Consider the following 23,064-nt stretch of genomic DNA (forward strand, 5'->3'; position numbering starts at 1 on the left):
CATTATCTAGTTTTCAAAGAATAAAGCAAAACGTTCTTTCTCGATCAGGAAAGGACGTTTTTATTTTTATGAGCTGCATATTTCCTTTGATAAAAAAGACACCAAATGATAATAAAGGTATTCAGAAAATCTAACAAGATACAAAAGCAGCAATGAAACAAATAAATCAAATACTTATTACATTTATGTGAAAATTAGAACAACCGAGTTGTTATTCTCAGAAAATTGAGTAAAGTAAATAGGAGAAAGCGATAAAAAAGGAGGGAACTTTATGACGAGAAGAATAGCGGTAATGGAACGTCCGAAGAAGAAAGAAGAGCAAATTGCCTGGCAAAAACAAGTAATTCGTGAGGAATTGCTCAAGGAGTCAACCTTACTAAAGAAAAATAATTAAATCAATATAATTAAAAATGCGCTTGTTCCTAATCGAACAGGCGCATTCTTGCATATTTAATCAAAAGGCAATACATACAGTTACGTTATATCAGAGGTTCGTTTCCAATGACTAAGTTTCCCTAGTAAGCGCTCCTTTATATCCTCAGCTAGAGGCCCTTTTACACCTATTCCTACTATAGTATGAGGAAATTCCGGTTTTCCCAACGATTCCACTATGACGGTCTCAAAAGCTTGTAGTAAGCTCTTGAATCCTTCTGGTGTAAATCTCCAATAATCGGAAGGATAATCATGAATTGGAAAATCAAGAACAGAACTGATAACGCAGACACCATTAGGTTTTAAGATACGATAACATTCTTCTATGGCCTTACGAGGGTACTCCACATGCTCAAATGTATCTAAGCTGAGTACTGATCCTGCTGTTTCATCAGGTAAATCTATGTGATGCAAATTCAAAATTTGATCTACACCAGGACCTTCTCTCATATCGCATCCGATATAGGTGCGACCGGGAAAAAAGGGACGAAGATCTGCAAAGATTTCTTGAGAAGGGACTTGAAAGGAACCAAACTCATAGATGGGATCTAGGAAAGGGAGTTCCTCTGAGCATAGCCGGACAAAATGCTTTATGCAAAAACGCATGTATGAACCTCCTTGAAAAGCTTATTTACTCTTTATCTATATGAAGAAAAGGGAGGAGAGTGTCAGTTCTTTAAAAAAATTCTAAGGTGTAAAAATGCTTTCTCCATATTAATTATTTTTCATCAAATGGCATCTGGAGAATATTCTGTTGAGAGGAGGGATGGAATAATGAATCGTTTTTGGGAAAAAATTATTAAGCCTATACTACTAAAGGAACAGCCAAAAAACATTGTAGAAATTGGTGCAGATTACGGATTTAATACCATACGAATACTGGAATATTGCAAATGGCTTGATGCAAAAGTGTATGTTGTAGATCCACTGCCTAAGTTTGATGTAAATGCTTTTCAAAATTTGTTTGGTGAACGTTTAGAAGTGATTCGTTTACTTAGTCACGATGCATTACCCCAGATTCCCGAATATGACGTGGTACTCATTGACGGTGATCATAATTGGTATACGGTCTATTTTGAATTAAAAGCAATTGAGGAACGTTCCAAAAAAACCGGTAAATTTCCACTCGTTTTCTTCCATGATGTAGATTGGCCGTACGGTCGCCGTGATATGTATTATAATCCACAGCAAATACCTGCCGAATATTTGAAGCCATATGCATTAAAAGGGATGATTCCAGGACAGTCCGAATTAGCGGAAGAAGGGGGAATAAACCATAATTTATACAATGCTGCATATGAAAATGGCCCGAAAAATGGGGTACTTACAGCAATTGAGGATTTTTTACAGGATAGTAGCCTGAGCTTATCCTTCCAAAAGGTAACGAGTGAAAACGGACTGGGTGTTATGTATGAAAATGATCCTGAAAGAGATAAGTATATCCGTTATGTGATTTTTTCTTCCGGTATGTAAGACTTATGTATATAAACATTAAAAAAAGAACCCTGAGAGGGGTTCTTTTTTGTAGATCAAACGATTAAAAATCCTTTTTATTCCGTAAGTATAGGGTGATTTGACCCAAAAAGAGGAGATATAATTATCTTTATGTTTTTCTTAATTTGTAGAGGGAGGGGAATTAAGGTCTTTCCAATCCTCAAAAGGGTAATGGTCAAGAAAAACAGATCTCGTCTTATTGTATTCCTCAAAATTGATGTCATCGAAACAGTAATGGAGGATCCAGCTTTCTTCCTGATGAGGCACGACGACCTTATAGCCTGCTTTACGAAAAGCTATGGATTGAGAGGCATCATAAAAATGGAAGTTGTTTATCTTCTCATCCCAATCTATATCATATTGAGTTACCATCATCACTCCATCAATACTAGTGACTTCCTGAAAAGGATAGGGAACATTTCCATAGTTATGATGACCAAAGGAATTAATATAGGCCATTATCTTTCCGAAATGTCTACTGCCTTCCCACCAAGCTCCTGAAGGAGGGAGATCATTAGTACCCACTACTCCAAACATTCCAATTTCTTTATCCATGAAAATCCTGAGGCATTCAACTAAAAACTTCGTGTTCATAATATAAGTATCCTGATGTAAATAAACTTTATATTTAGCTTTGCTTTGTCGCATTGCCCTGTTATAGCCTTCCGTCATGCTAACTGCATCATAAATGGAAATAATTTCCACCGAGAATCCAGGGGGAACCCATAGGTGACTAATGTGATTTAAACATTCTTTATAGAGGACTTCGTCGTTCACGCAACTAATAAACGCGAAAGAAAGCTGTCTATTCTGCATTGCGTATTTCTCCTTTTTTAACGGAAAAGAGTGTTTTTCCGATTAATAGCTAACTACTTGCCCAAATCATACTAAGCTGACAGGCATTACGTTTGTAAGCAAGGGTATACCTTCTCTTACCATATTCCACTTAAAGAAAAATCGACACTAGAGATTTTCCTCCCTTCTCCTATTCTTTTTCTTCCACCTGACAAAGAACAGTCTCTGCCCAATTTCATACATTAGTAAAGGCGGTAAGCGTGTAGAAAAAGGAGGAAAGCTTGTGACAAAAGATCATTCTAAGGAGCTCCCAAAGGTAAGTATTCTGATTCCTACTTATAATCGACCATATTACTTCGAACTGGCATTGCAAAGTGCTTTAGCACAGAATTATCCCAATTTGGAGATTATCGTAGGTGATGACAGCACGAACGATGAAACCGAGCAACTGATAAAACCTTATTTGGAGAAGCATCCACAGCTCATCTATTATAAAAATCCGCAAAATTTGGGGCAATTTGAAAACGACCTAAAGCTGATTGAGCTGGCAAGTGGGGAATATATCAACTTTTTGATGGATGATGATCTATTTCATCCAGAGAAAATTAGCAGGATGATGACTTATTTTCAAACAGATCATCAAGAAGAGATCGCTTTGGTTACTTCTAAACGGGCAATTATTAATGAGTTTGGTGCCATTCAACCAGAAATCGCAGAAACACAAACAGATTTTTTACAGGATACAATCTTAGATGGTGATGTATTAATTAATATGTTACTCGGTTTACAATGGGGAAATTTCATTGGGGAGCCGACAACGGTATTATTTCGAAAAAAATATTTAACAGAACCGTTTGGCACCTTATTAGATAGAAAATATACGTGCACAGTGGATATGGCCTCTTGGATCGTCTTGCTACGAAATGGAAAAGGGGTTTATATGACGGATACATTAAGCTATTTCCGCATGCATCCTGCTCAACAAATCAAGCAACATGATATCATCATTGGCGGCTCTATTGATTTGGCACATTTTATCTTACAGGCGGCGCCATCCCTTGGATATTTACAGGAAAAAGATATGCTGTTCAAGGCCTATGTTAATACTCTTCGGTTTATTCAAGCCGCACTCTATGTTACTGATCCGGATCAGGTGTTAGACAGTACATTAGAATTACGTGCTTTCCAAGAAAAAATCACAGCTAAATTATTTGAAGCCACGAAGAGCAAGCCACAATGAAATCCTTGATGGCACAGCTTTCGTGACAGGGCTAAAGCGGGATTTCTTTACTTCGTGAGCGGATATTATCTGTAAGCATACAATAACATAGCGTGCGGATATATTGAGATGTGCTATACATGATTGACCTGAACGTCAAACGATTTAGGGAGGCAGATACATGAAAGGAATTATTTTAGCCGGCGGAACAGGTTCTAGATTGTATCCCTTAACAAAGGTTACCAATAAACACTTGTTACCGATTGGAAAATATCCGATGATTTATCACCCCATTCATAAGCTTAAACAGGCAGACATTCATGAGGTATTAATAGTCACGAGCCGTGAGCATATGGGAGATGTAGTAAATTTGTTGGGTAGCGGAGTAGATTTTAATATGCAATTCACGTATAAGGTTCAGGATGAACCCAAGGGAATTGCACAAGCATTAGGAATGGGGGAAGATTTTGCACATGGAGAGCTGATTACGGTTATCTTAGGTGACAATGTATTTTCTGATAATATTTCCAACTATGTAAAGAGGTTTAAGGAACGTGGGTACGGAGCCAATATCCTGATAAAGCAGGTTGTTGATCCTGAGCGTTATGGTGTACCGAAGTTGGATGATGGAAAAATTGTTTCTATCACGGAAAAACCGTCCAAACCAGACAGTCATTTTGCTGTAACGGGTATATACATGTATGATTGGAAGGTATTTGAAATTATTAAAACCCTACAGCCTTCTGCCCGCGGAGAACTAGAAATTACAGATGTGAATAATGCGTATATTGAGCGAAATGAGATGACATATGATGTACTTCAGGGATGGTGGACAGATGCAGGAACTCACCATTCAATTTTACACGCAAACCAATTAGCCGCCACCTTAGAGTTGGATAAGTTAGAAGAAGACTAAACAGGTAGAGGAGGAGATAAAGTGTGATTGAAGGCGTGAAAGTCAAAAAGCTAATAAAGTTTGCGGATGACCGGGGATATTTTATGGAGGTATGGCGTGATGATGACTTATTGTTGGAGAAATTCGGCCAATTATCAGCCTCCTTGACATATCCAGGTGTGATTAAAGCGTTCCATTATCATAAAAAGCAGGATGATATCTGGTTTTTCCCCGCCGGCAATGCCCAGGTCGTTTTGCATGATTTAAGAGACGAATCGCCGACTAAGGGAAAGACCGACGTTTATTATATGGGTGAGAATCATTTAATCTCTCTGTTCATCCCGCGAGGAGTGGCGCATGGATATCGGGTATTAGGGCAACAACCGGCCGTCATTACTTATTTAACCAACAATTCTTATGATCCCAAAGATCCAGATGAATATCGAATTGCCTATGATGATAAAACCATTAATTTTAATTGGGACACGGTATTTAAATAAGGAGGAAGTCATTTATGAAAGTATTGGTGACAGGTGGAGCGGGATTTATTGGGAGTAATTTCATTCATTATCTCCTGCATCAATACCCCCATTATAAAATCATTAATTTGGATTATCTCACATATGCCGGTAATTTAGAAAATTTGCAGGACATTGAGGAACATCCTCATTATCGGTTTGTGAGAGGCTCTATTTATGACAAGAAATTGATCGGAAAACTTTTGTCAGGAGAAAAAGAATTATTTTCTGATGATGAGACTCCAATTGATATTATCATTAATTTCGCAGCAGAATCGCATGTTGATCGTAGCATTTCAGACCCAAGCTACTTTGTAAAAACAAATATTACCGGTACACAGGTGTTACTGGAATTTGCTAAACGATATAAAATCAAACAGTTTCTACAAGTATCCACCGATGAAGTATATGGTTCATTAGATGAGACTGGATTATTTACTGAGGATTCTCCGCTTGCCCCCAATAGCCCATACTCCGCCTCCAAAGCAGCAGCTGATTTATTAGTCCGTTCCTATCATCAAACCTATGATATGTATACAAATATCACACGTTGTTCTAACAATTATGGACCGTATCAATTTCCAGAAAAATTAATACCACTCGCTATTACCAATGCAATTGCATATGAAAACATTCCTGTTTATGGCGATGGACTGCATGTTCGCGATTGGTTGCATGTAGAAGATCATTGCCGAGCTATTGATCTTGTTATGCATAGTGGCAAGCCTGGCGAAGTATATAATATTGGCGGCAATAATGAATGGACGAATCTGAGTTTGCTTCAGACATTGCTCCGTGAGTTAGATCGTGAAGAGAATTTGCTTCAGTTTAGTAAGGATCGTCCGAAGCACGATCGTCGCTACGCTATTGATTCCACCAAAATTCGAACAGAATTAGGCTGGGAGCCGATTCATGCTTTTGAAGAAGGTCTGGCTAATACGATTCGCTGGTATCAGCAAAATGAACAATGGTGGAAGCGAGCTAAATCAGGGGCTTTTCGCGAATATTATAAGCAACAATATGGTCATACCATTCAAGACCATACCCATTAGCGTATGAGGGAAAAGGGAGGGAGCAGTGTGAAAGTGCTGGTCACTGGGGCACAGGGGCAACTAGGTCACGATCTGGTTGCATGCTCACAGGGCATGGATCATGTAAAGGGATACAGTCGACAGGAATTAGATATTACAAAATTGGATCAGGTCAGAGAACAGGTGCAGGCTTATCAGCCTGATGTTATTATTCATGCTGCAGCCTATACCAATGTGGATAAGGCTGAGAGCGAACCTGATCTAGCCTATGCAGTTAATGCGTGGGGAACCCGTAATGTAGCCCTTGCTGCACAAGAGATAGGTGCCAAAATGGTTTATATTAGCTCAGACTATGTGTTTTCTGGCAAGGGAAGTGAGCCTTATGTTGAATTTGACCGTCCAGATCCGCAAAGTGTCTATGGAAAAAGTAAGCTAGCCGGGGAAGAATTGACCAGATGCTTATGCCACAAGCATTTTATTGTTCGGACTTCCTGGGTATTTGGTCAAAACGGTCATAACTTTGTGAAGACCATGATGCAGCTTGGACAAAAACAGACAGAAATCTCAGTCGTCAATGATCAAATTGGCTCCCCGACCTATACTGTTGATCTGGCACTATTTTTAATGCAGTTAGCTAAAAGCGAGTGTTACGGTATCTACCATGCTTCCAATCAAGGGAGTTGCTCGTGGTATGAATTTGCAGAGGCGATATTTGCCGAATATCAGCAAAAGGTAAAGGTTGTCCCAATAACAACGCAGGATTTTCCGCGTCCTGCCCCCAGACCCGCCTATTCAGTAATGGATCATATGGCTATTCGTTTACAGGGTTTTCAACTTCTTCGTCATTGGCGTGATGCATTGCATGCGTACCGCCTAGATTGTATGGCTACAAAGGAGGAGAGCCATGACTCCTAACCTCTCAATTGTGATTTTGACACGTAACGGCTTACCTTTTACGAAATTGTGTGTGGAAAGTATTACAAGGCATACAAAGGATTACGAGCTAATCTTTGTTGATAATGGCTCTACTGATGGGACGGTTGCCTACCTGAATTCTCTTCCTCATGCAGTCGTTATCTCTAATAGTGAAAATCGTGGTTTTGCAGCAGGCAATAATCAAGGATTTCGAGAAGCGCGGGGCGAGTATATTGTCATGTTAAATAATGATACATTGGTCACTCCGCAGTGGAGCCAATTACTTATAAACTGGATAAATAAGGATTCATCAGTAGGCATGGTTGGACCCCGTTCCAATAATGTATCGCCTGGACAGCAAATTGGCACAGAAGAAACCGTAGAGCTTGCTACAGTTGATTCGTTTGCAATTGATTGGACCAAACGTTATGCGAATCAAGGCTTCTATAGTCGAAAGCTGGTGGGGCATTGCATATTATTTAAACGCAGTCTGCTTGAGCAAATTGGCGGATTGGATGAACGCTTTTTTCCAGCCAACTATGAGGATGATGATTTTTGTCTACGCGCTCGTCTGTTTGGGAAAAATCTATGGGTTGCCAATGATGTATTCATTTATCACTTTGGCCATGCTTCCTTCTTAGTAAATCGAATTAAGTACCGAGAATATTCCTGGGACAACGCAAGGCGGTTTATAGAAAAATGGCAACTTCCTATGAGCATACACCAGCTAGAGACACAGGGGTATGATCCAAATGTTATCGTGGAGCGGGTGGGCACATTTGATCCGCAAAAGCATGTCGAGCCCTTGTAACTGAGATTGGGGGGTGAAGTATTGGCTACGATCAGTCTATGTATGATTGTAAAAAATGAAGAAAAATCTATCGCCCGTTGTCTTCGTTCTGTCAAGGGGGCAGTTGATGAAATTATTATTGTGGATACCGGTTCCACTGACAAAACGATTAAGGAAGCGAAGGCGTTTACCAAAAAGATTTTTCACTTCAAATGGGTAAATGACTTTTCTAAAGCACGTAATTTTTCATTTCAGCAAGCTACAATGGATTACATTATGTGGATGGACGCAGATGATGTATTGGAGGAAATTGATCGGAAAAAACTGCAGCTTTTTAAACAAAATATTAACCCGAATATTGATGTAATCATCATGCCTTATCATACAAGTAAAGATGAATTTGGCAATGTCATTCTTCCCTATTCTCGTGAAAGAATTATAAAGCGAACCCATAAGCACTCCTGGATAGGCATGGTGCATGAATATATTGATTATTCCTTTGCTAGGTGTCTTGAAGTTGATATTGCCGTTACCCACCGTCCACGTGAGCAAAAAAATCATAACAGAAATTTGCAAATATACGAAAATGCGATAGCAGATGGTATTTTATTATCCCCAAGGGAAAAATATTATTATGCCAATGAATTAAAGGATCATGAAAGATATGAAGAGGCTATAGAGATTTATAAGAAATTTGTGAATAAAGAATTGCCACAAGTAGAGGAACCGGGGTTGTTAATCGAGCATATATGCTTCTGCTATGAGAGACTGCAGCTTCCAGAAGAAGAACTCAAGTATGCATTAAAAAGTTTGGAATATGGCTTGCCACGAGCTGAGGCATGCTGTCGGCTGGGATATTATTGGTTACAAAAAAATGAACCGAAAAGGGCGCTTTTTTGGTATGATCTCGCTACTGGATTACCTAAACCTAAATCGTGGGGATTCCGTAAAGAAGCATGCTGGACCTGGCTGCCACATTTGCAATTATGTGTTTGCTATGATCGCTTAGAACAGTACGAGAAGGCTTACAAACAAAATGAATTGGCACGAGCATACCGACCAACAGACCCAACTATTATGGGCAATCGTACCTACCTAACCAATCGGCTGGAAGGATTGGGGATCCCCATTCCCTCATAAACATAAAGTGGAAAAACAGCGCTTCTCGTAATCAAGAGAAAAGCGCTGTTTTTTTGAAGGAAAAATCATTCTTCCTCGCTATCCTCGTTTTGATGCCTCCCCTGATGGGAATTAACTTCCATATGTCTTAAAGTTGACTTCACCTTGTCCGTTTGTGACTGGTAGTCGGTGATAACCTCTGTTAGAACGGCTACGGATTCCTTTAATGTAGGCTCATTGCTAATATGATCAATGGCTCTGTGAATATGCATCATTTTATTTTCTGTTTCCCGTAAGAATTCCACTAATTCCATGCCATTCATTTTTGTTCACCTCATCATTCTGATTCGGTTAAGACCGTTTCTTTATCATAAGTGTGTGTTGCCGAGCTTTTTTGTATGCATCATGAGGGAAAGAGAAAATCAGGTGCTTTAGGAAAGGCTAAAAAATTGGTCATATCTACTGTTTCTATCGTCCAAGCAATGCTTATTTTTTACTCATATTCTAAAGTATCACAGTAGGAGGTGTTTTCATGAGTAAAAAACATTGCAAATGTAGACAGCGTCATCATCGACATCACCATCACCATGAAAGTCAGTCTGGTCATCATTGGGAAAACTCTAGTAGTTCCAGCTCAGTCTGGACGAATCATGAGAAGTTTCGTAAAAAATGTCGTCATCGCCATGTAACAGTGATTTTAAATCCGGGTGAAACCCTTGTAGTTCATGCAAGACATAGAGGTCATAAGAAGTAAATTTATGTACTTAACAAGGGGCCATTGGCTATAGCCGGTGGCTTTTTGTTTCCACAAATAGTATGATCAATCAATTATGCTTTCGTAGAGAATAAGCCGTGCCAAACCTTACATGAGGAAAATAATAATAAATAGAGGAGTCATGGCTATGAGAAAGCCAGGGATAAGCTGGGTACCTGTTCAAAAATATGACCGCCCTTTAGGCCCTGTTTGGCAGGTTAGAAAAGGAAGGGAGGGAAACCGACAAATTGGTTTTTTTAAATATATGAATAGAAGTACAGCAAAAAAGCTTGGCCCTGTTTTAGCTATGGAGTTACTTTCGTATCGACTTGCTCGCAAGCTAGGCATTTCAGTAGCTAAAATCGAAGTGGTTACAATTCAAGGGAAAAGGGGCATAGTATCTCATAAAAAAAGAAAAGGCCGTCTTTATAGCTGGGAGGAGTTTTATCGGCGAAAAGGGCCCAGGGCTATCAACGAATTGCAATCCCCAGAAAGATTGATAGAGCTATTCGTCTTTGATATTTGGATTGTCAATGTAGATCGCCATAATGAGAACATCATAATATTCCCTACTCAGAAAGCATATGATTTTTATGCTATTGATCATAGTATGTCTCTGTTGGGAACCTTTACTTTTCGCAATATTCCATGGTATTCCAAGCAGTGGGAACATGTTGCCCTATATAATCATCACTACTTGCGGGGTCTTACTCACTATATCCAAGAATACAGTCAAGTAAAGCCGTTTATTCAAAAGATTCAACGGCTTTCACCTGTGGTTATAAAACAAACAGTAAGACGGATTCCCGGTTCTTTATTAAGTCCGACGCAAAAACAGCAGGTTGAACGTGTTCTATTGAATCGACAAAAAAATCTACATTACTTGGTAGAACGCTGGTTATTGGAATATAAGGGAAAGCTATAACATAAGAAAAGAAAGGTACCTCGGTTTATACCTAGCCAACAGGCAGGAGGAGGTAGCTACGAAATATGATGTACTCGGGGGAAGACAGCTCTCATCTCGTTTGGACTGGGGCCGTAATTGCCATTTTCACCTATTTAGTGGGTGGTATAGATAAGCTGTTTACGGCATTTTGCATTTTTATCGTTGTCGATTATATAACGGGTGTACTTGCTGCTTGGTATACCAGGTCGCTTAGTAGCCAGGAAGGGTTTCGAGGAATAGCTAAAAAGGTTGGTATGTTTGCTTTTATCATTATAGCCAATCAATTGGATTTAATTAGCGGAAGCAATCAAGGGTTTTTACGAGATACAATCATTTTATTTATGATTGGGAATGAAGGGATTTCCATAATCGAAAACTGTCACCGGCTGGGTCTGCCTGTGCCCGATTTTTTATTGCGAGCGCTGGAAAGTGTAAAAAAGCTCAAAAAGAAATGATTATCTGTTGATTTCAGCGATCAAAGGTACTTTGTCCATGCACAAAGTACCTTGCCTCGTTCATACATAAGAGAAAGAGCCTTGCGATAAAATATTTTATTGCGCGTGATTTACAAAAATAGACAGTTTTTTTAAGGAAGAGAGCGTATAATACAGCTTACTGGGAGGAGGAGTGACAGATGAAATTTACTTGCATTCATTGCTGCAGTATTTTTTATGATAAACAAAGCTGCCCGATATGTGGCAGCTCAGATGTAAAACCCATTATTGTAGAGGTTCAAAATGCAACAGAAACCATTGTGATTCCAGCTAAAAGAGATTGTCTATAAAAACAAATTTGAAACCTCCAGCCACTATGAAACGTAATACTTGTTAAGACAAGATATCTAACAGCTTAAGGAGGACAACATGCTAATAACCACAACACATACTGTTCAGGGTAGAGATGTCGAGGAGTATCTTGATATTGTAACAGGCGAAGCAATTATGGCTGCTAACATTGTTCGAGATTTCATGGCAGGGGTCCGAGACATTATAGGCGGACGAAGCGGTGCCTATGAAAACAAGCTAGCAGAAGGAAGAGCGATTGCTATTAACGAGATGAAGGATAAGGCTGCTCAAATAGGTGCGAATGCGGTTATCGGTATTCATTTAGATTTTGAAACGATCGGTAACGGTATGCTGATGGTTGTTGCTTCTGGAACGGCTGTTCGGATTCGGTAATTTTTATTGATAAATCATAGGGGTTATATTGGAAGAAAGGCCACTCTTTGCGACCGTGAAGAGGGCTTTTTTATTTGTGAAATGAAATTGAGGAAAATCAGCCATTGCAAAACAAGCTCAGATCACTACAATTAAGTTAATATACAACATCTACATAACGGAGCTGATTACCATTCAACCTATTCACAAGAACAAGTCATTTCTGTTATTAATGTCAGGAGAAATCGTTGCAGGAATTACCATGTGGGTATGTCTGTTGCTAAATCTACAGTTTATGTCACAGATGATGAAAACCAATTTGGGAACTGGCCTGTTACTCATGACAGGGATGCTTGCTAGCATTCTGTTTTTACCAACTGTAGGGAAAATGATTGATCTGTATGATAAGCAAAAGATTTTGATTGCTTCCTCCTGTTTCAGGTGTTTAGCCCCTGTTTTTATGTATTTTGCTATTAGTTACACCTCCATTGGCTGGCTAGTTGCTTCGTTAATTGTGAATCAAGTAGCTGGTTCCATGTATTTGCCAACCGTACGGGCAGGCTTGCCGGCATTGGTTGGGGAGGCTAATCTTCTCTCTGCAAACACACTGTATATGAACATTGCTACCATGGCTAGAATTGCGGGTACAGCCGTCGGGGGGCTGCTCTTAACAATGTTTACGATGCAGGCGGTTACTATGGGGGCGTTTATCGGTTTTCTGATTCTAGTCATTATTGTGCTGTTTGTTCGCATTCCGCAGTCGCACCATAAACGTAAACAAACGGAAAAAATGAAATTTGCAGAAGTTTTCGAAATAATGAAAAAAGAGCCATCGGTAACCGTTGGGCTGATTAGCACTGGGGCAGTGACACTCTTCTTAGGCGGATTTAATTTATTGGTTTTAGCCTTTGGAAAACTGCAGGATTCCTCGACGATTATGGGATATATCTATGCGATAGAAGGAGCAAGTGTACTTCTGTCAGGGTTTTTTGTACAAAAATTGGTAAGTCAAGTAAACTTAGTAAGAGTATCATCCTTACTGGTAGTGGTTATCGGAATTGCAGAATGGGGAATGTCATTTAGTACAAGTTCAGTGATGGTGCTTTTTTCATTTGGTTTGTTCGGTTTTACCCTAGGCTTTATCTTTCCAATGGTAACTACCGTGTTTCAAAAAAGGCTGCCCGAAATGGTACAAGGACGGTTTTTTAGTTTTAAAGAAATAGTGGACCGGATTATTATTCAGCTCGCTATGCTTCTTACATCAGCAAGTCTGGATTTTATTGGGCTTTCCTCCTTCCTTATCCTAATGAGTATTTTCACGGTATGTACGGGACTGCTTACATACCTATACGGAAAAAGACAAAACCTAGTGGTAACGCATCTTGGATCACAGAATGAATCAAAATAATTATAAAATACATTTCATGCAAAAATTTACTTTACTCATTATTGACAAGTCGTTAAAATGTTACTATGATTTTCAAAGGGGTAAAATCCGATAAGATAACTGGGGGTTTAACAAATGAAGAAAGCTTGGTATTCTACTGCACTTGTTTCTATTCTAGCGCTCTCTCTATTTGTAGCTGGTTGTGGGTCATCTAATCAGGGAGCCACTGGCGGGCAAGGAGGAAACACAACAGCGAAAAACTCCTTGGAAGCGATCAAAACTGCTGGAAAGATTCGCATTGGCACAGAAGGCACTTATGCACCCTTCACTTACCATGATTCTACAGGACAGCTGACTGGCTTTGATGTGGAAATCGCTCGTGAAGTTGCAAAACGTCTCGGAGTAGAACCTGAATTCATTGAAAGCAAATGGGACGGGATGATTGCAGGACTGGAAGCAAATCGCTTTGAAATGGTTGTAAATGAAGTAGGCATACGACCAGATCGGAAAGAAAAATTTGATTTCTCCGACCCATACATCGTGTCAAAAGCGGTGTTAATTGTTAATGAGGATAATAATGAAATCAAAACTTTTGCCGATTTAAAAGGAAAAAAATCAGCTCAAACTCTCACAAGTAATCTAACAGACCTAGCACGGGAGAATGGGGCTGAAATTGTACAATCGGAAGGATTTAATCAGGCTATTGAGCTTTTATTATCCAAGCGAGTAGATGCAACAGTTAACGATGGCCTTTCTTTCCTCGACTTTAAAAAACAAAAGCCTGATGTGAAAATAAAAATTGCGGCCGAGCATCCTAACGCTACTGAAAATGGAATGATGTTTGCAAAAGGCAAACATCCTGAACTGATTGAAGCGGTAAATAAAGCGTTAAAAGAGATGAAGGCTGATGGTACTTATTTGAAAATATCCGAGAAATATTTCGGTGCAGACGTCTCCAAATAATACAGATAGGACTGAATGGTAGTGGAACAATCTGATCGTATTATCGGTATTATCGTGGATTCATTTTTCCCGCTGTTAAAGGCGGGAATTTTGTTCACGATACCTCTTACGTTAATTTCTTTTATCATTGGAATAATACTTGCCTTTTTTACTGCGATTGCTCGTTTATCAACGAATAAATTGTTGTATGGAATTTCAAGCTTTTATGTATGGGTTATCAGAGGTACTCCATTATTAGTGCAATTATTTATTATTTTCTACGGCCTGCCAAAGCTAGGTGTTACGATTGATCCATTTCCGGCTGCCATAATCGGTTTTTCTTTAAGTGTGGGAGCGTATAACTCTGAAGTGATCCGTGCAGCTATTCAATCAGTGCCGAAGGGGCAGTGGGAAGCGGCTTATACAATTGGGATGACCAAAAACCAGGCAAGACGCCGAATTATTCTTCCTCAAGCTATTCGTGTGGCGATACCTCCGCTTGGTAATTCGTTTATTAGTCTAGTGAAAGATACCTCTCTAGCCGCTACCATTACCGTGACAGAGATGTTTCAGATATCGCAGCAGATTACTGCGATGACATACGAGCCCTTGGTGCTTTACTGTGAGGTCGCGATTATCTATCTGTTTTTCAGTACGATATTATCAGCATTGCAAAGCCGTGTGGAACATCGTCTGGAACGCCGTATGGCTAGGTAGGAGGAGAGAAGCGTCATGATTGAGATAAATGGACTTCATAAAAGCTTTGAACAAGTTGATGTTTTAGAGGATATATCTGTAACGATTAAAAAAGGGGAGGCTGTCGTCATCATAGGCCCCTCAGGCTCTGGAAAAACTACATTGCTTAGATGCATGAATCTTTTGGAAATACCTACATTGGGAAGCATGCAAATAGGAGATCAACGTCTTGAGTTTACACCTACTACCAAAATGAAGGAAAAGGATTTGCTTCCTATCCGCAAGCAATCAGGTATGGTTTTTCAGAGCTATAATCTTTTCCCGCACATGACAGCCGTAGAGAATGTCATGGAAGGGCAGGTTATTGTAAAAAAGCGTTCGAAGGAAGAAGCTAAGGCGAGAGCGGAGGAAATGCTTGCAAAGGTAGGTCTAGCCGATCGAATGAACATGTATCCCCACCAGCTATCTGGGGGACAACAGCAGCGTGTAGGTATTGCCCGTGCGATGGCACTAGACCCAGCAGTGCTGCTGTTTGATGAACCAACCTCTGCACTAGACCCGGAATTGGTTGGTGAGGTATTGAAGGTTATGAAACAGCTAGCAGAAGAAGGAATGACAATGGTGATCGTTACTCATGAAATGAATTTTGCACGAGATGTCGCCGATCGCATCCTTTTTATGGACAGCGGTGTCATTTTGGAACAGGGGACTCCTGAGGAAATCTTTGAGCATTCAAAGAACGAAAGAACCCAACAATTTTTACGGCGCATACAAGCATAACGATTGAGCACTGGAGCTTTTCCAGTGTTTTTTTGTTTTTTACCAATACCCTAGCTTTGATTGAATCAGCAGGGTTAGGGTTACGGTATACAGGTAAGATATAAGAGAAATTGGTAAAAAAAAGATGAAAACGTTTTGGCATCTAAGTACGTCTAATAAATAAGCAAACAGGAAAGCCTAAAAGACGAGCACACACGACCGAGACAGCCTTTTATAGTTAGCACTTATTTTTAGGGAAAGAATACATAGCAAGTGGCTTAGTGAATTGACGTGTCTCTTCTTCAATCACGATCTGAAATTCGAGGAAGCAGGTGGATAGTAATGAACATCTCAAAATGGACAAAAACAGGTATTGTAGCAGTTCTTTGTCTACCCTTCATACATGCAGCAGGTTCACATCATTTTTTGCAGGCAGCCGAGAAACCAGCATATGCAGCTCAAGTGTCCGAGGAGATAAAAGGCGCTGGTAAACAAGGCACACAAGCAAGCAACTCCGCGGGCACAGAAGAATCTGTTTCAGCCGAGGATAAACAAGAGGTTCGCCTATATTCGATACAGGATCAAGATAAACATGGCTTTATTGATGCAACGGGAAAGGTAGTCATCGCTCCCCAATTTGAAGTGGTTGGTGAGTTCCATGAAGGGCTTGCCGTTGCTAAGAAGGATGGGAAATACGGGTTTATTAACCAGCATGGCTCTTTTGTAATCCCGCCTCAGTATGAGGAAGCAGATTCGTTTTCAGAAGGAGTAGCTGCTGTTAAAGCAGGGGATCGTTTTGGTTTTATCAATAAAGAAAATAAGATGGTGATCCCAGCCAAGTTCCAATTTGCTCGTAGCTTTCAAAACGGTCTGGCTGCTATAGGTGAAAATCATAAATATGGTTTTATCAATAAGAGTGGACAAATCGTGATTCAACCGGAATATGAGATTGTCTGGGGCTTTCAAGAAGGTACCACTGTAGCCTATAAGGATGGAAAAGCAGGTTATCTTGATCAAACAGGAAAGGTCATTATTCCTTTTACTTATCAAATTGCGAATCCATTTCAAGAAGGGTTGGCCCTAGTGTATGCGGGTGAGGAGAGGGGATATAGTCTCATCAATAAGCAGGGGCAGGAGGTAGTGAAACCAGAGGGATTTGAACCAGGGAGCTTTTCAGAAGGAGTAGCCGATGTGATGGTTGCTGTGGACGGGGATTTTAAAGCCAGCTATATCAACAAAAAAGGGGAGTTTTTACTTCCTCCTACCTATGAACGTACATTGCCTTTTTCTGAGGGACTCGCTTCTGTTAAGGTGAATGGCAAATATGGATTTATTAATAAGCAAGGAAAAATGGTCATTAAGCCTCAGTTTGAATCGGGCGGTGTATTTCATAACGGCTTGGCTTATGAGGTAACACATGACGAACAAGGATATAGCTTTTGTTATGTCAATAAACAAGGTGAAATCATTTGGAAAAGCTCTGTTATGAAGGAGTTTCCAGGGGATTTGGAATAACTGTGCCGAAGCTCTCGCGATATTGGTAGCGGGAGCTTTTTATTGCGCAGTAAAATATGTCTAAAATGTGTCTAAAGTCATTTGAATGTTCTGTTAAATAAAGTATAATATTGGTAATGATTTGGAAAGGGGATATAAAACCATGGAAATCGGCATCGCTATGTATCCGATCATAGGGGTCTTAGTCTTCTCTTTCATCTTGTTCTACTACTTGTATAAAGGAATTATGAAGGATACTACAAAGCACGATGAGGAGCATGTATGGGTTGATTACGATACGAGCTTTATGAAGGAGACTCCTCACTCAAAGCAGAGAAAGGCAAAAAGTAATCAGAATATGTAAATACAAAAGGGTTGAAGCACTCCTCGTAAGGGGTGCTTTTTTACTTATGTAATTTTTAAATTTGCTGAATTGTATGTTATAAATAAATGGAAGGAATTCGAAGCTGTCAATTTTTTTAAAAGGAGAGCGTCCATGCGTAAACCATATCTTATTGGGCTTGTGTTACTAGCTGTTTGGTTTGTCTGGCTCCTCTATGGATTAAAGTTTTACCGAGGAGAACAATTTAGCAGCTTATTTTTATTAGTTGCTTTTGGTACAGGCGTTTTTCCCATCTACTTTAGCTTCGTTCATTTATTAATTGGTGAGCGATCGAAGCAATGGATCAGTTGGGTTGGAATTGTAGCTACGGCTTTTGTTCTCGTACCCGTTTCGATTTTTCTTTTATACCGATTTGCTTAAAAAATCCATTTGTACAAAGCGGTTGTCAGGTAAGGGTTTATCTGATAAAGTGAAGTGAAAATTACATAGGAATAATCCAAAATAGAGGTGCGCAGCGGATGAGTCATCCTGTTTGCTTTACATCGCCGGGACGATGAGGACAGGATAAAAGGTCAATGCGCCGAAGTCGTTGCTGACCGGCAATCTACGGCTGGGGTGTACGTGAATAACGTACGTCCTGTCATGAAAGGTGAGCCTTTCGTGGAGCGCTATTTATGAGTTGCCATGGTAGAACCAGCAATGAGTAGGCGAATCCACTCATTGCTTTTTTGCTGATCAAGGGGTTATTCTTTTTTCAAAACAGTAATTTTGCAATAGCGATTACATAAACCAAATTGGTAGGAGGAAACACTCGATGAACATGATGAATGCCCACGAAATTATCAGCTTTATTCAAAAGAGCGAGAAGAAGACGCCTGTGAAGGTGCATGTAAAGGGAAATTTAGAAGGAATTGATTTTGGCCAAAATACGAAAACCTTTATTACAGGCAATGTAGGTGTATTGTTTGGCGAATGGAAGGATGTACAGCCTGTGCTCGAAGCCCATAAGGACAGCATTGAGGATTATGTGGTAGAGAGCGATCGTCGCAATTCTGCGATCCCGATGCTAGATACAAAAGAAATTCAAGCGCGTATTGAGCCAGGTGCTATCATTCGTGATCAAGTTCACATTGGAAATAATGCGGTGATTATGATGGGGGCGGTAATCAATATCGGTGCTTCTATCGGAGAAGGCACAATGATCGATATGGGAGTTATTATTGGCGGACGAGGTACAGTCGGTAATAATTGCCACATCGGGGCGGGAGCTGTCATAGCGGGTGTTATCGAGCCGCCTTCTGCTACACCTGTAATCATTGAGGACGATGTATTGGTTGGTGCAAATGCTGTTATTTTAGAGGGTGTGCGTATTGGTAAGGGCTCAGTGGTTGCTGCGGGAGCTGTTGTAACACAGGATGTTCCTGCAAACGTAGTAGTGGCTGGGACACCGGCAAAAATCCTAAAAGAAATTGATGCAAAAACCAAGTCCAAAACAGAGATCATGCAAGAACTGCGTCAGCTATAAACGTGTAAAAAACTGTAAGATATATATTATATCAGCTCGTCATTGATTGTGCTGAATAAAAGGGGCGTCTTCCCATGACGGATTGGCTACAAAAAGATGAAACCTATTTGATGTCCACCTACAAACGATTGCCGATTGCAATTGAAAAGGGAGAGGGCAATTATTTACTTGATACAGAGGGAAAAGCTTATCTTGATTTGTTTACTGGTCTGGCTGTCTCTGTTCTGGGTCACTCTCATCCCAAAATTGTAGAAGCTCTTGTAGAACAGGGAGAGAAATTCCTGCACATCTCCAACATTTTTTTGAACAAGCCAGCCATCACATTGGCAGAGCAGTTAGTCAAGCATACAATTCCGGGAAAAGTTTTCTTCAGTAATTCAGGAGCTGAAGCAACAGAAGCTGCGATCAAGCTTGTGCATAAATGGGCAAAAATGGCCGGAAAAGAGAATGCTGGGATTGTGGTGTTAAAAAATAGCTTCCACGGCAGGACGCTTGGAGCTGTCAAACTAACGAGACAAGCTCATGTTTATCAGGACTACCCGTTGCCAGCATTTCCTGTATATGAGATAGCTCCTGGTGATCTAGAAGGATTGCAAAAAATTATCACGACGTACTCACCTGTTTGCTTGTTAATGGAGCCAGTTCTCGGATCGGGTGGAGTTATTCCGCTTTCCGAGAGCTTTTTGGAAACAGCCTTTGCTCTGTGTAAAGAACATGACGTGCTATTTGCTATGGATGAAATTCAAACTGGCATGGGGCGAACTGGTAAACTGTTTGCCTACCAGCATACGACTGCGGAACCTGATCTCATCTTATTTGCCAAAGGTGTCGGCGGTGGATTACCGCTAGGTGGGGTGATCGCTGGGGAAAAACTGGCGAATCTCTTCAAGCCTGGAGACCATGGAACAACGTTTGCCCCTTCTCCATTAAGTGCAGCATTGGGGAATGCGGTTATGGAAGCGCTGCTGATAGATGGATTGCTTGAAGAGGGGAAAAAGCAAGCAGAGTATTTGTGGGCTCGTATCACTCATTTAGTTGATGAATATCCACAGCTCCTATCTGATATTCGAGGCAAAGGCATGATGCTCGGCATTCAGACGAAGCTAGCTCCAGAAGAGGTTAGCCGTATCCAGCAAGGGATGCTAGAGGCCGGCTTTTTAATTGATGTTACGCAGAAAACGATTATTCGACTATTGCCTCCGCTCACCCTAACCAGCGAGGAGATTGATCGATTTATGGTGTGTTTCCGCGATGTGTTAGAGCAGACGGCCCGCGCGAAGGGAGCGGTTATGTAAATGACATCCCCTTTTGTATCTATTCGCCGTGAGTTACACAAAATCCCAGAGCCTGGTTTTGCCGAGTTTAAAACGCAGCAGTTTTTGCTTTCATTTATTGCCCAGTTACCTCAGGAGCATCTGGAGGTAACAACTTGGAAAACAGGTGTGCTAGTTAAAGTGAACGGGACATCTCCAAAGCGAATGCTGGCTTGGCGTGCCGACATGGATGGATTGCCGATCGAAGAGGAGACCGGCTGTGATTTTCGTTCCCAGCATCAGGGCTATATGCATGCATGCGGACATGATCTACACATGGCGATAGGGCTTGGCATCCTAAGTGAGTTTGCCAAAAGTCCTGCTGTAGACGATCTGTTGTTTGTTTTTCAACCGGCTGAAGAGGGGCCAGGCGGTGCGGAACCAATGCTAGCTAGCCCTGAATTTCGTAGCTATCAGCCCGATGCTATTTTTGCTCTGCATATTGCGCCAGAATATCCAGTCGGAACCATTGCAATGAAAGAGGGAGTTTTCTTTGCCAACACTTCAGAATTATTTATTGAGGTGAAGGGAAAGGGAGGGCATGCAGCATATCCGCATCTCGCCAATGATATGGTAGTTGTAGCGGCACAGCTTGTGACCCAGTTACAGACGATTGTTGCTCGCAGTGTAAATCCATTAGATGCCGGAGTAATTACGGTAGGCAAAATAGAAGGCGGTACAAAGCAAAATATTATCGCCGAGGTAGCTCGGCTAGAAGGAACGATTCGTACGCTTTCTCAGGATTCGATGCGTAGGATTAAACAGCGGATTGAAGCAATCGTCCAAGGGATAGAAACTGGCTTTGATTGTAAAGCAACAATTGATTACGGTGCCATGTACTGTCAGGTGTATAATGATCCAGACCTGTCCAAACGATTTATGAGCTGGTTGGATCTTCAGGATGATGTTACATTGGTTAGGTGCACCGAAGCGATGACTGGTGAAGATTTCGGATACTTTTTGGCTGAGATCCCTGGCTTTTTATTTTGGCTTGGTGTAGACACTCCTTATGGCTTGCACCATGCTAAGCTAGAACCAAACGAACAAGCGATCGAGAATGCAATCGAAATCATTACCCGTTTTTTTCGCCAATATGAAAATGTCATTGCAAATGAAAACAACTAAAAAGCAACGAAAGACGACCTGTGGGTCGTCTTTTGCTATATGGACAAATATTCGGTTGGTTATCCACAATCTTATCTCAATCATCAATCAGAAAAGGAAGCTTTTATATCAGAATTGGCATCAAATCACTATTATCCACTTGTGCATAAAACTTGAGAATATACTGTGGATATTGTGGATGAAGCTAAAAAAGTTCTTTTTTAACCACAACTATTTAAGACATAATGCGTCTAAGATATAGAGAAAACAAAAAGGAACAAATATCCTTTTTAACTGAAAGCATACAAAGTATAGCTTCGGCTTTCTATATATTATGATTGATGGAGGAAATTGAGATGAAAAAGAAATGGATAGCAGGACTTGCAACTGTCATTGTTGCAGCTACAGCTACAACTGCATGGGGAGATACTAGCATACGTACATATTTAAATGGGGAGCGCAATACGAAAATAGAGGTTACGGCTTCAACACTTGATATGACGCAAGAATTGATTACTAGCCTTGGTGGCTTTGCTACTTATGATAGAGAGACAGGTAAACTGTTTATCGATAAGCCGAACGTCAATATTATGGTACTTGAAGGCGTTCAGCAAAACAAAAATAATGATATTGTGCTGACTAATCCTGTAACAGGTTTTCTGGAAAAAAACATTCCGCGTAACTTTGGAGTATATGTAGAGGTAGATAATATCATCGATGCTAAGGATATGAGCGTCAAAGTCAACATTATCGGTCCGGATGGCAATGTGGTGGATAGCAGCAAGGAGAAATCCTACTCAGTACGCGATGGCGGATTCTTTTTCTCCCAGCCCTTTGTTTCTACAAAGTTAAAAAAGAACGGTACGTATAAAGTACAGGTAACAATGAAAAAAGAAAAGGATGCAAATATGATCGTTGTGGGAGAGAATTCCTTTACAGTAGGGAGATAAAATGCTCTTCCGCCGTTTTCAAAATTAGCTACCTGATGATATAATGGTTAGAAGTAATTACTATTATGTAATGTAAGAAAGGAAAGATGAAAGCGAATGAAGACAAAAGCCACGCGGTCATCAACAGATACAGACGGCCCGAGTATACGTATTGCATGGAAAGACCCCCAATCAATTTTAGCCTCTTGGCTTGTGACGGAGGAATACCAGCAAGAGATTGAGCAAGAATTTTCCATTCCATTCCATGAGTTGCCGCTAGTTCTGCGTCTGTATGATGTAACGTACCGGACTGAAATTAAAAATGACGGGCTAGACAGCTATACAGATTATGACATCAACTATCGAGCAAGCAACTGGATTCTCTACGGAGTAATGGAAGGGTGTAAATATTGTGTCGATCTCGGCATACGTATGGTAGACGGAAGATTCTATTCGCTAACCAGATCTGAAATACTTTCGTAGCACCTATAGGAAAGACAGGACCCG

The 23,064-nt window shown here is 40.5% G+C and carries 29 protein-coding genes and 1 riboswitch; of the genes, 26 read left to right on the forward strand and 3 right to left on the reverse strand.

Going from position 1 to position 23,064, the window contains the following annotated elements; all coding sequences use genetic code 11:
• The first annotated feature begins 271 nt into the window (after positions 1–271).
• Positions 272–394, forward strand: coding sequence for a hypothetical protein (locus QZ995_RS19655; protein WP_255365447.1), 123 nt, complete (start codon positions 272–274; stop codon positions 392–394).
• An 80-nt stretch (positions 395–474) separates the two neighbouring features.
• Here the strand turns inward: QZ995_RS19655 and QZ995_RS19660 are convergent, their stop codons facing one another.
• Positions 475–1,038, reverse strand: coding sequence for a class I SAM-dependent methyltransferase (locus QZ995_RS19660; protein ID WP_301810271.1), 564 nt, complete (start codon positions 1,036–1,038; stop codon positions 475–477).
• Between the two features lie 168 nt (positions 1,039–1,206).
• Here QZ995_RS19660 and QZ995_RS19665 point away from each other — a divergent pair, with 168 nt between their 5' ends.
• A complete protein-coding gene (locus tag QZ995_RS19665; protein ID WP_301810273.1) occupies positions 1,207–1,905 on the forward strand; it encodes a class I SAM-dependent methyltransferase in 699 nt (232 codons plus the stop codon).
• Positions 1,906–2,046: 141 nt separating this feature from the next.
• Here QZ995_RS19665 and QZ995_RS19670 read toward each other — a convergent pair whose 3' ends face one another.
• Positions 2,047–2,742: a glycosyltransferase family protein gene (locus QZ995_RS19670; protein ID WP_301810275.1), complete on the reverse strand. Its 696-nt coding sequence runs from the start codon at positions 2,740–2,742 to the stop codon at positions 2,047–2,049.
• 262 nt (positions 2,743–3,004) lie between these two features.
• Between QZ995_RS19670 and QZ995_RS19675 the strand changes: the two genes are divergently transcribed.
• The 7 genes from QZ995_RS19675 (at position 3,005) to QZ995_RS19705 (ending at position 9,229) form a co-directional block, all read left to right on the forward strand.
• Positions 3,005–3,961: a glycosyltransferase family 2 protein gene (locus QZ995_RS19675; protein ID WP_301810278.1), complete on the forward strand. Its 957-nt coding sequence runs from the start codon at positions 3,005–3,007 to the stop codon at positions 3,959–3,961.
• A gap of 160 nt (positions 3,962–4,121) precedes the next feature.
• The gene (locus QZ995_RS19680) at positions 4,122–4,856 is read left to right on the forward strand and encodes a sugar phosphate nucleotidyltransferase (protein WP_301810279.1); all 735 of its coding nucleotides are present in this window, start codon (positions 4,122–4,124) and stop codon (positions 4,854–4,856) included.
• Between the two features lie 23 nt (positions 4,857–4,879).
• Positions 4,880–5,335: a dTDP-4-dehydrorhamnose 3,5-epimerase family protein gene (locus QZ995_RS19685; RefSeq protein ID WP_022584246.1), complete on the forward strand. Its 456-nt coding sequence runs from the start codon at positions 4,880–4,882 to the stop codon at positions 5,333–5,335.
• Positions 5,336–5,349: 14 nt separating this feature from the next.
• Positions 5,350–6,405: a dTDP-glucose 4,6-dehydratase gene (rfbB, locus tag QZ995_RS19690; RefSeq protein WP_301810285.1), complete on the forward strand. Its 1,056-nt coding sequence runs from the start codon at positions 5,350–5,352 to the stop codon at positions 6,403–6,405.
• A gap of 27 nt (positions 6,406–6,432) precedes the next feature.
• On the forward strand, positions 6,433–7,299 hold the full coding sequence (gene rfbD, locus QZ995_RS19695; protein ID WP_301810288.1) for a dTDP-4-dehydrorhamnose reductase: 867 nt from the start codon (positions 6,433–6,435) through the stop codon (positions 7,297–7,299).
• The gene (locus QZ995_RS19700) at positions 7,289–8,110 is read left to right on the forward strand and encodes a glycosyltransferase family 2 protein (protein ID WP_301810291.1); all 822 of its coding nucleotides are present in this window, start codon (positions 7,289–7,291) and stop codon (positions 8,108–8,110) included. Before rfbD ends, QZ995_RS19700 begins: the two co-directional genes overlap by 11 nt.
• A 21-nt stretch (positions 8,111–8,131) precedes the next feature.
• Positions 8,132–9,229 carry a tetratricopeptide repeat-containing glycosyltransferase family 2 protein gene (locus QZ995_RS19705; RefSeq protein ID WP_301810294.1) on the forward strand — a complete coding sequence of 366 codons (1,098 nt, stop codon included), beginning with the start codon at positions 8,132–8,134 and terminating at the stop codon, positions 9,227–9,229.
• Between the two features lie 65 nt (positions 9,230–9,294).
• Here the strand turns inward: QZ995_RS19705 and QZ995_RS19710 are convergent, their stop codons facing one another.
• Positions 9,295–9,531 (reverse strand): hypothetical protein, encoded by a 237-nt coding sequence (locus QZ995_RS19710; RefSeq protein WP_301810297.1) that lies wholly within the window; start codon positions 9,529–9,531, stop codon positions 9,295–9,297.
• Positions 9,532–9,740: 209 nt separating this feature from the next.
• Between QZ995_RS19710 and QZ995_RS19715 the strand changes: the two genes are divergently transcribed.
• From QZ995_RS19715 to QZ995_RS19795, 17 genes are all read left to right on the forward strand, one after another.
• Positions 9,741–9,962 (forward strand): hypothetical protein, encoded by a 222-nt coding sequence (locus tag QZ995_RS19715; protein WP_301810301.1) that lies wholly within the window; start codon positions 9,741–9,743, stop codon positions 9,960–9,962.
• Positions 9,963–10,110: 148 nt separating this feature from the next.
• Positions 10,111–10,887: a HipA family kinase gene (locus QZ995_RS19720; RefSeq protein WP_301810303.1), complete on the forward strand. Its 777-nt coding sequence runs from the start codon at positions 10,111–10,113 to the stop codon at positions 10,885–10,887.
• A 65-nt stretch (positions 10,888–10,952) separates the two neighbouring features.
• A complete protein-coding gene (locus QZ995_RS19725) occupies positions 10,953–11,363 on the forward strand; it encodes a phage holin family protein (protein ID WP_003336602.1) in 411 nt (136 codons plus the stop codon).
• Positions 11,364–11,542: 179 nt separating this feature from the next.
• Positions 11,543–11,692 carry a hypothetical protein gene (locus tag QZ995_RS19730; protein ID WP_301810307.1) on the forward strand — a complete coding sequence of 50 codons (150 nt, stop codon included), beginning with the start codon at positions 11,543–11,545 and terminating at the stop codon, positions 11,690–11,692.
• Positions 11,693–11,771: 79 nt separating this feature from the next.
• Entirely contained in the window at positions 11,772–12,086 is a 315-nt protein-coding gene (locus QZ995_RS19735; protein ID WP_003336605.1) for a YbjQ family protein, read from the forward strand.
• 202 nt (positions 12,087–12,288) lie between these two features.
• A complete protein-coding gene (locus tag QZ995_RS19740; RefSeq protein WP_301810450.1) occupies positions 12,289–13,473 on the forward strand; it encodes an MFS transporter in 1,185 nt (394 codons plus the stop codon).
• A gap of 114 nt (positions 13,474–13,587) precedes the next feature.
• A complete protein-coding gene (locus tag QZ995_RS19745) occupies positions 13,588–14,415 on the forward strand; it encodes an amino acid ABC transporter substrate-binding protein (protein ID WP_003336607.1) in 828 nt (275 codons plus the stop codon).
• A 15-nt stretch (positions 14,416–14,430) separates the two neighbouring features.
• Positions 14,431–15,111, forward strand: a complete 681-nt coding sequence (locus QZ995_RS19750) for an amino acid ABC transporter permease (protein WP_301810311.1) — start codon at positions 14,431–14,433, stop codon at positions 15,109–15,111.
• Between the two features lie 15 nt (positions 15,112–15,126).
• On the forward strand, positions 15,127–15,870 hold the full coding sequence (locus tag QZ995_RS19755) for an amino acid ABC transporter ATP-binding protein (protein WP_301810314.1): 744 nt from the start codon (positions 15,127–15,129) through the stop codon (positions 15,868–15,870).
• Positions 15,871–16,191: 321 nt separating this feature from the next.
• A complete protein-coding gene (locus QZ995_RS19760) occupies positions 16,192–17,364 on the forward strand; it encodes a WG repeat-containing protein (RefSeq protein ID WP_301810317.1) in 1,173 nt (390 codons plus the stop codon).
• Positions 17,365–17,506: 142 nt separating this feature from the next.
• Positions 17,507–17,707, forward strand: a complete 201-nt coding sequence (locus QZ995_RS19765) for a hypothetical protein (RefSeq protein ID WP_301810320.1) — start codon at positions 17,507–17,509, stop codon at positions 17,705–17,707.
• A 132-nt stretch (positions 17,708–17,839) separates the two neighbouring features.
• Positions 17,840–18,106 carry a hypothetical protein gene (locus tag QZ995_RS19770; RefSeq protein ID WP_301810323.1) on the forward strand — a complete coding sequence of 89 codons (267 nt, stop codon included), beginning with the start codon at positions 17,840–17,842 and terminating at the stop codon, positions 18,104–18,106.
• Positions 18,107–18,180: 74 nt separating this feature from the next.
• A riboswitch (Lysine riboswitch) is annotated at positions 18,181–18,365 on the forward strand.
• Between the two features lie 135 nt (positions 18,366–18,500).
• Positions 18,501–19,211 carry a 2,3,4,5-tetrahydropyridine-2,6-dicarboxylate N-acetyltransferase gene (gene dapD, locus QZ995_RS19775; protein WP_301810326.1) on the forward strand — a complete coding sequence of 237 codons (711 nt, stop codon included), beginning with the start codon at positions 18,501–18,503 and terminating at the stop codon, positions 19,209–19,211.
• A 74-nt stretch (positions 19,212–19,285) separates the two neighbouring features.
• Entirely contained in the window at positions 19,286–20,506 is a 1,221-nt protein-coding gene (locus QZ995_RS19780) for an aspartate aminotransferase family protein (RefSeq protein WP_301810329.1), read from the forward strand.
• Entirely contained in the window at positions 20,507–21,649 is a 1,143-nt protein-coding gene (locus QZ995_RS19785; protein WP_301810332.1) for an N-acetyldiaminopimelate deacetylase, read from the forward strand.
• Positions 21,650–21,984: 335 nt separating this feature from the next.
• On the forward strand, positions 21,985–22,578 hold the full coding sequence (locus tag QZ995_RS19790; RefSeq protein WP_301810335.1) for a hypothetical protein: 594 nt from the start codon (positions 21,985–21,987) through the stop codon (positions 22,576–22,578).
• Positions 22,579–22,674: 96 nt separating this feature from the next.
• Entirely contained in the window at positions 22,675–23,040 is a 366-nt protein-coding gene (locus QZ995_RS19795; RefSeq protein ID WP_003345537.1) for a DUF4912 domain-containing protein, read from the forward strand.
• The last annotated feature ends 24 nt before the right edge of the window (positions 23,041–23,064 follow it).

Origin of the sequence: Brevibacillus laterosporus, from assembly GCF_030489605.1 — a bacterium.
GTDB classification, from domain to species: domain Bacteria; phylum Bacillota; class Bacilli; order Brevibacillales; family Brevibacillaceae; genus Brevibacillus_B; species Brevibacillus_B laterosporus_E.

Bases quoted from the DNA above. Each gene is read 5' to 3' on its own strand.
- QZ995_RS19715 (WP_301810301.1), top strand. From the start codon at position 9,741: ATGAGTAAAAAACATTGCAAATGTAGACAGCGTCATCATCGACATCAC.
- QZ995_RS19660 (WP_301810271.1), bottom strand. From the start codon at position 1,038: ATGCGTTTTTGCATAAAGCATTTTGTCCGGCTATGCTCAGAGGAACTC.
- QZ995_RS19680 (WP_301810279.1), top strand. From the start codon at position 4,122: ATGAAAGGAATTATTTTAGCCGGCGGAACAGGTTCTAGATTGTATCCC.
- rfbB (WP_301810285.1), top strand. From the start codon at position 5,350: ATGAAAGTATTGGTGACAGGTGGAGCGGGATTTATTGGGAGTAATTTC.
- QZ995_RS19745 (WP_003336607.1), top strand. From the start codon at position 13,588: ATGAAGAAAGCTTGGTATTCTACTGCACTTGTTTCTATTCTAGCGCTC.
- QZ995_RS19700 (WP_301810291.1), top strand. From the start codon at position 7,289: ATGACTCCTAACCTCTCAATTGTGATTTTGACACGTAACGGCTTACCT.
- QZ995_RS19720 (WP_301810303.1), top strand. From the start codon at position 10,111: ATGAGAAAGCCAGGGATAAGCTGGGTACCTGTTCAAAAATATGACCGC.
- QZ995_RS19725 (WP_003336602.1), top strand. From the start codon at position 10,953: ATGATGTACTCGGGGGAAGACAGCTCTCATCTCGTTTGGACTGGGGCC.
- QZ995_RS19790 (WP_301810335.1), top strand. From the start codon at position 21,985: ATGAAAAAGAAATGGATAGCAGGACTTGCAACTGTCATTGTTGCAGCT.
- QZ995_RS19770 (WP_301810323.1), top strand. From the start codon at position 17,840: ATGCGTAAACCATATCTTATTGGGCTTGTGTTACTAGCTGTTTGGTTT.
- QZ995_RS19755 (WP_301810314.1), top strand. From the start codon at position 15,127: ATGATTGAGATAAATGGACTTCATAAAAGCTTTGAACAAGTTGATGTT.
- QZ995_RS19750 (WP_301810311.1), top strand. From the start codon at position 14,431: ATGGTAGTGGAACAATCTGATCGTATTATCGGTATTATCGTGGATTCA.
- QZ995_RS19670 (WP_301810275.1), bottom strand. From the start codon at position 2,742: ATGCAGAATAGACAGCTTTCTTTCGCGTTTATTAGTTGCGTGAACGAC.
- QZ995_RS19795 (WP_003345537.1), top strand. From the start codon at position 22,675: ATGAAGACAAAAGCCACGCGGTCATCAACAGATACAGACGGCCCGAGT.
- QZ995_RS19735 (WP_003336605.1), top strand. From the start codon at position 11,772: ATGCTAATAACCACAACACATACTGTTCAGGGTAGAGATGTCGAGGAG.
- QZ995_RS19765 (WP_301810320.1), top strand. From the start codon at position 17,507: ATGGAAATCGGCATCGCTATGTATCCGATCATAGGGGTCTTAGTCTTC.
- QZ995_RS19665 (WP_301810273.1), top strand. From the start codon at position 1,207: ATGAATCGTTTTTGGGAAAAAATTATTAAGCCTATACTACTAAAGGAA.
- dapD (WP_301810326.1), top strand. From the start codon at position 18,501: ATGAACATGATGAATGCCCACGAAATTATCAGCTTTATTCAAAAGAGC.
- QZ995_RS19780 (WP_301810329.1), top strand. From the start codon at position 19,286: ATGACGGATTGGCTACAAAAAGATGAAACCTATTTGATGTCCACCTAC.
- QZ995_RS19655 (WP_255365447.1), top strand. From the start codon at position 272: ATGACGAGAAGAATAGCGGTAATGGAACGTCCGAAGAAGAAAGAAGAG.
- QZ995_RS19730 (WP_301810307.1), top strand. From the start codon at position 11,543: ATGAAATTTACTTGCATTCATTGCTGCAGTATTTTTTATGATAAACAA.
- QZ995_RS19785 (WP_301810332.1), top strand. From the start codon at position 20,507: ATGACATCCCCTTTTGTATCTATTCGCCGTGAGTTACACAAAATCCCA.
- QZ995_RS19710 (WP_301810297.1), bottom strand. From the start codon at position 9,531: ATGAATGGCATGGAATTAGTGGAATTCTTACGGGAAACAGAAAATAAA.
- QZ995_RS19760 (WP_301810317.1), top strand. From the start codon at position 16,192: ATGAACATCTCAAAATGGACAAAAACAGGTATTGTAGCAGTTCTTTGT.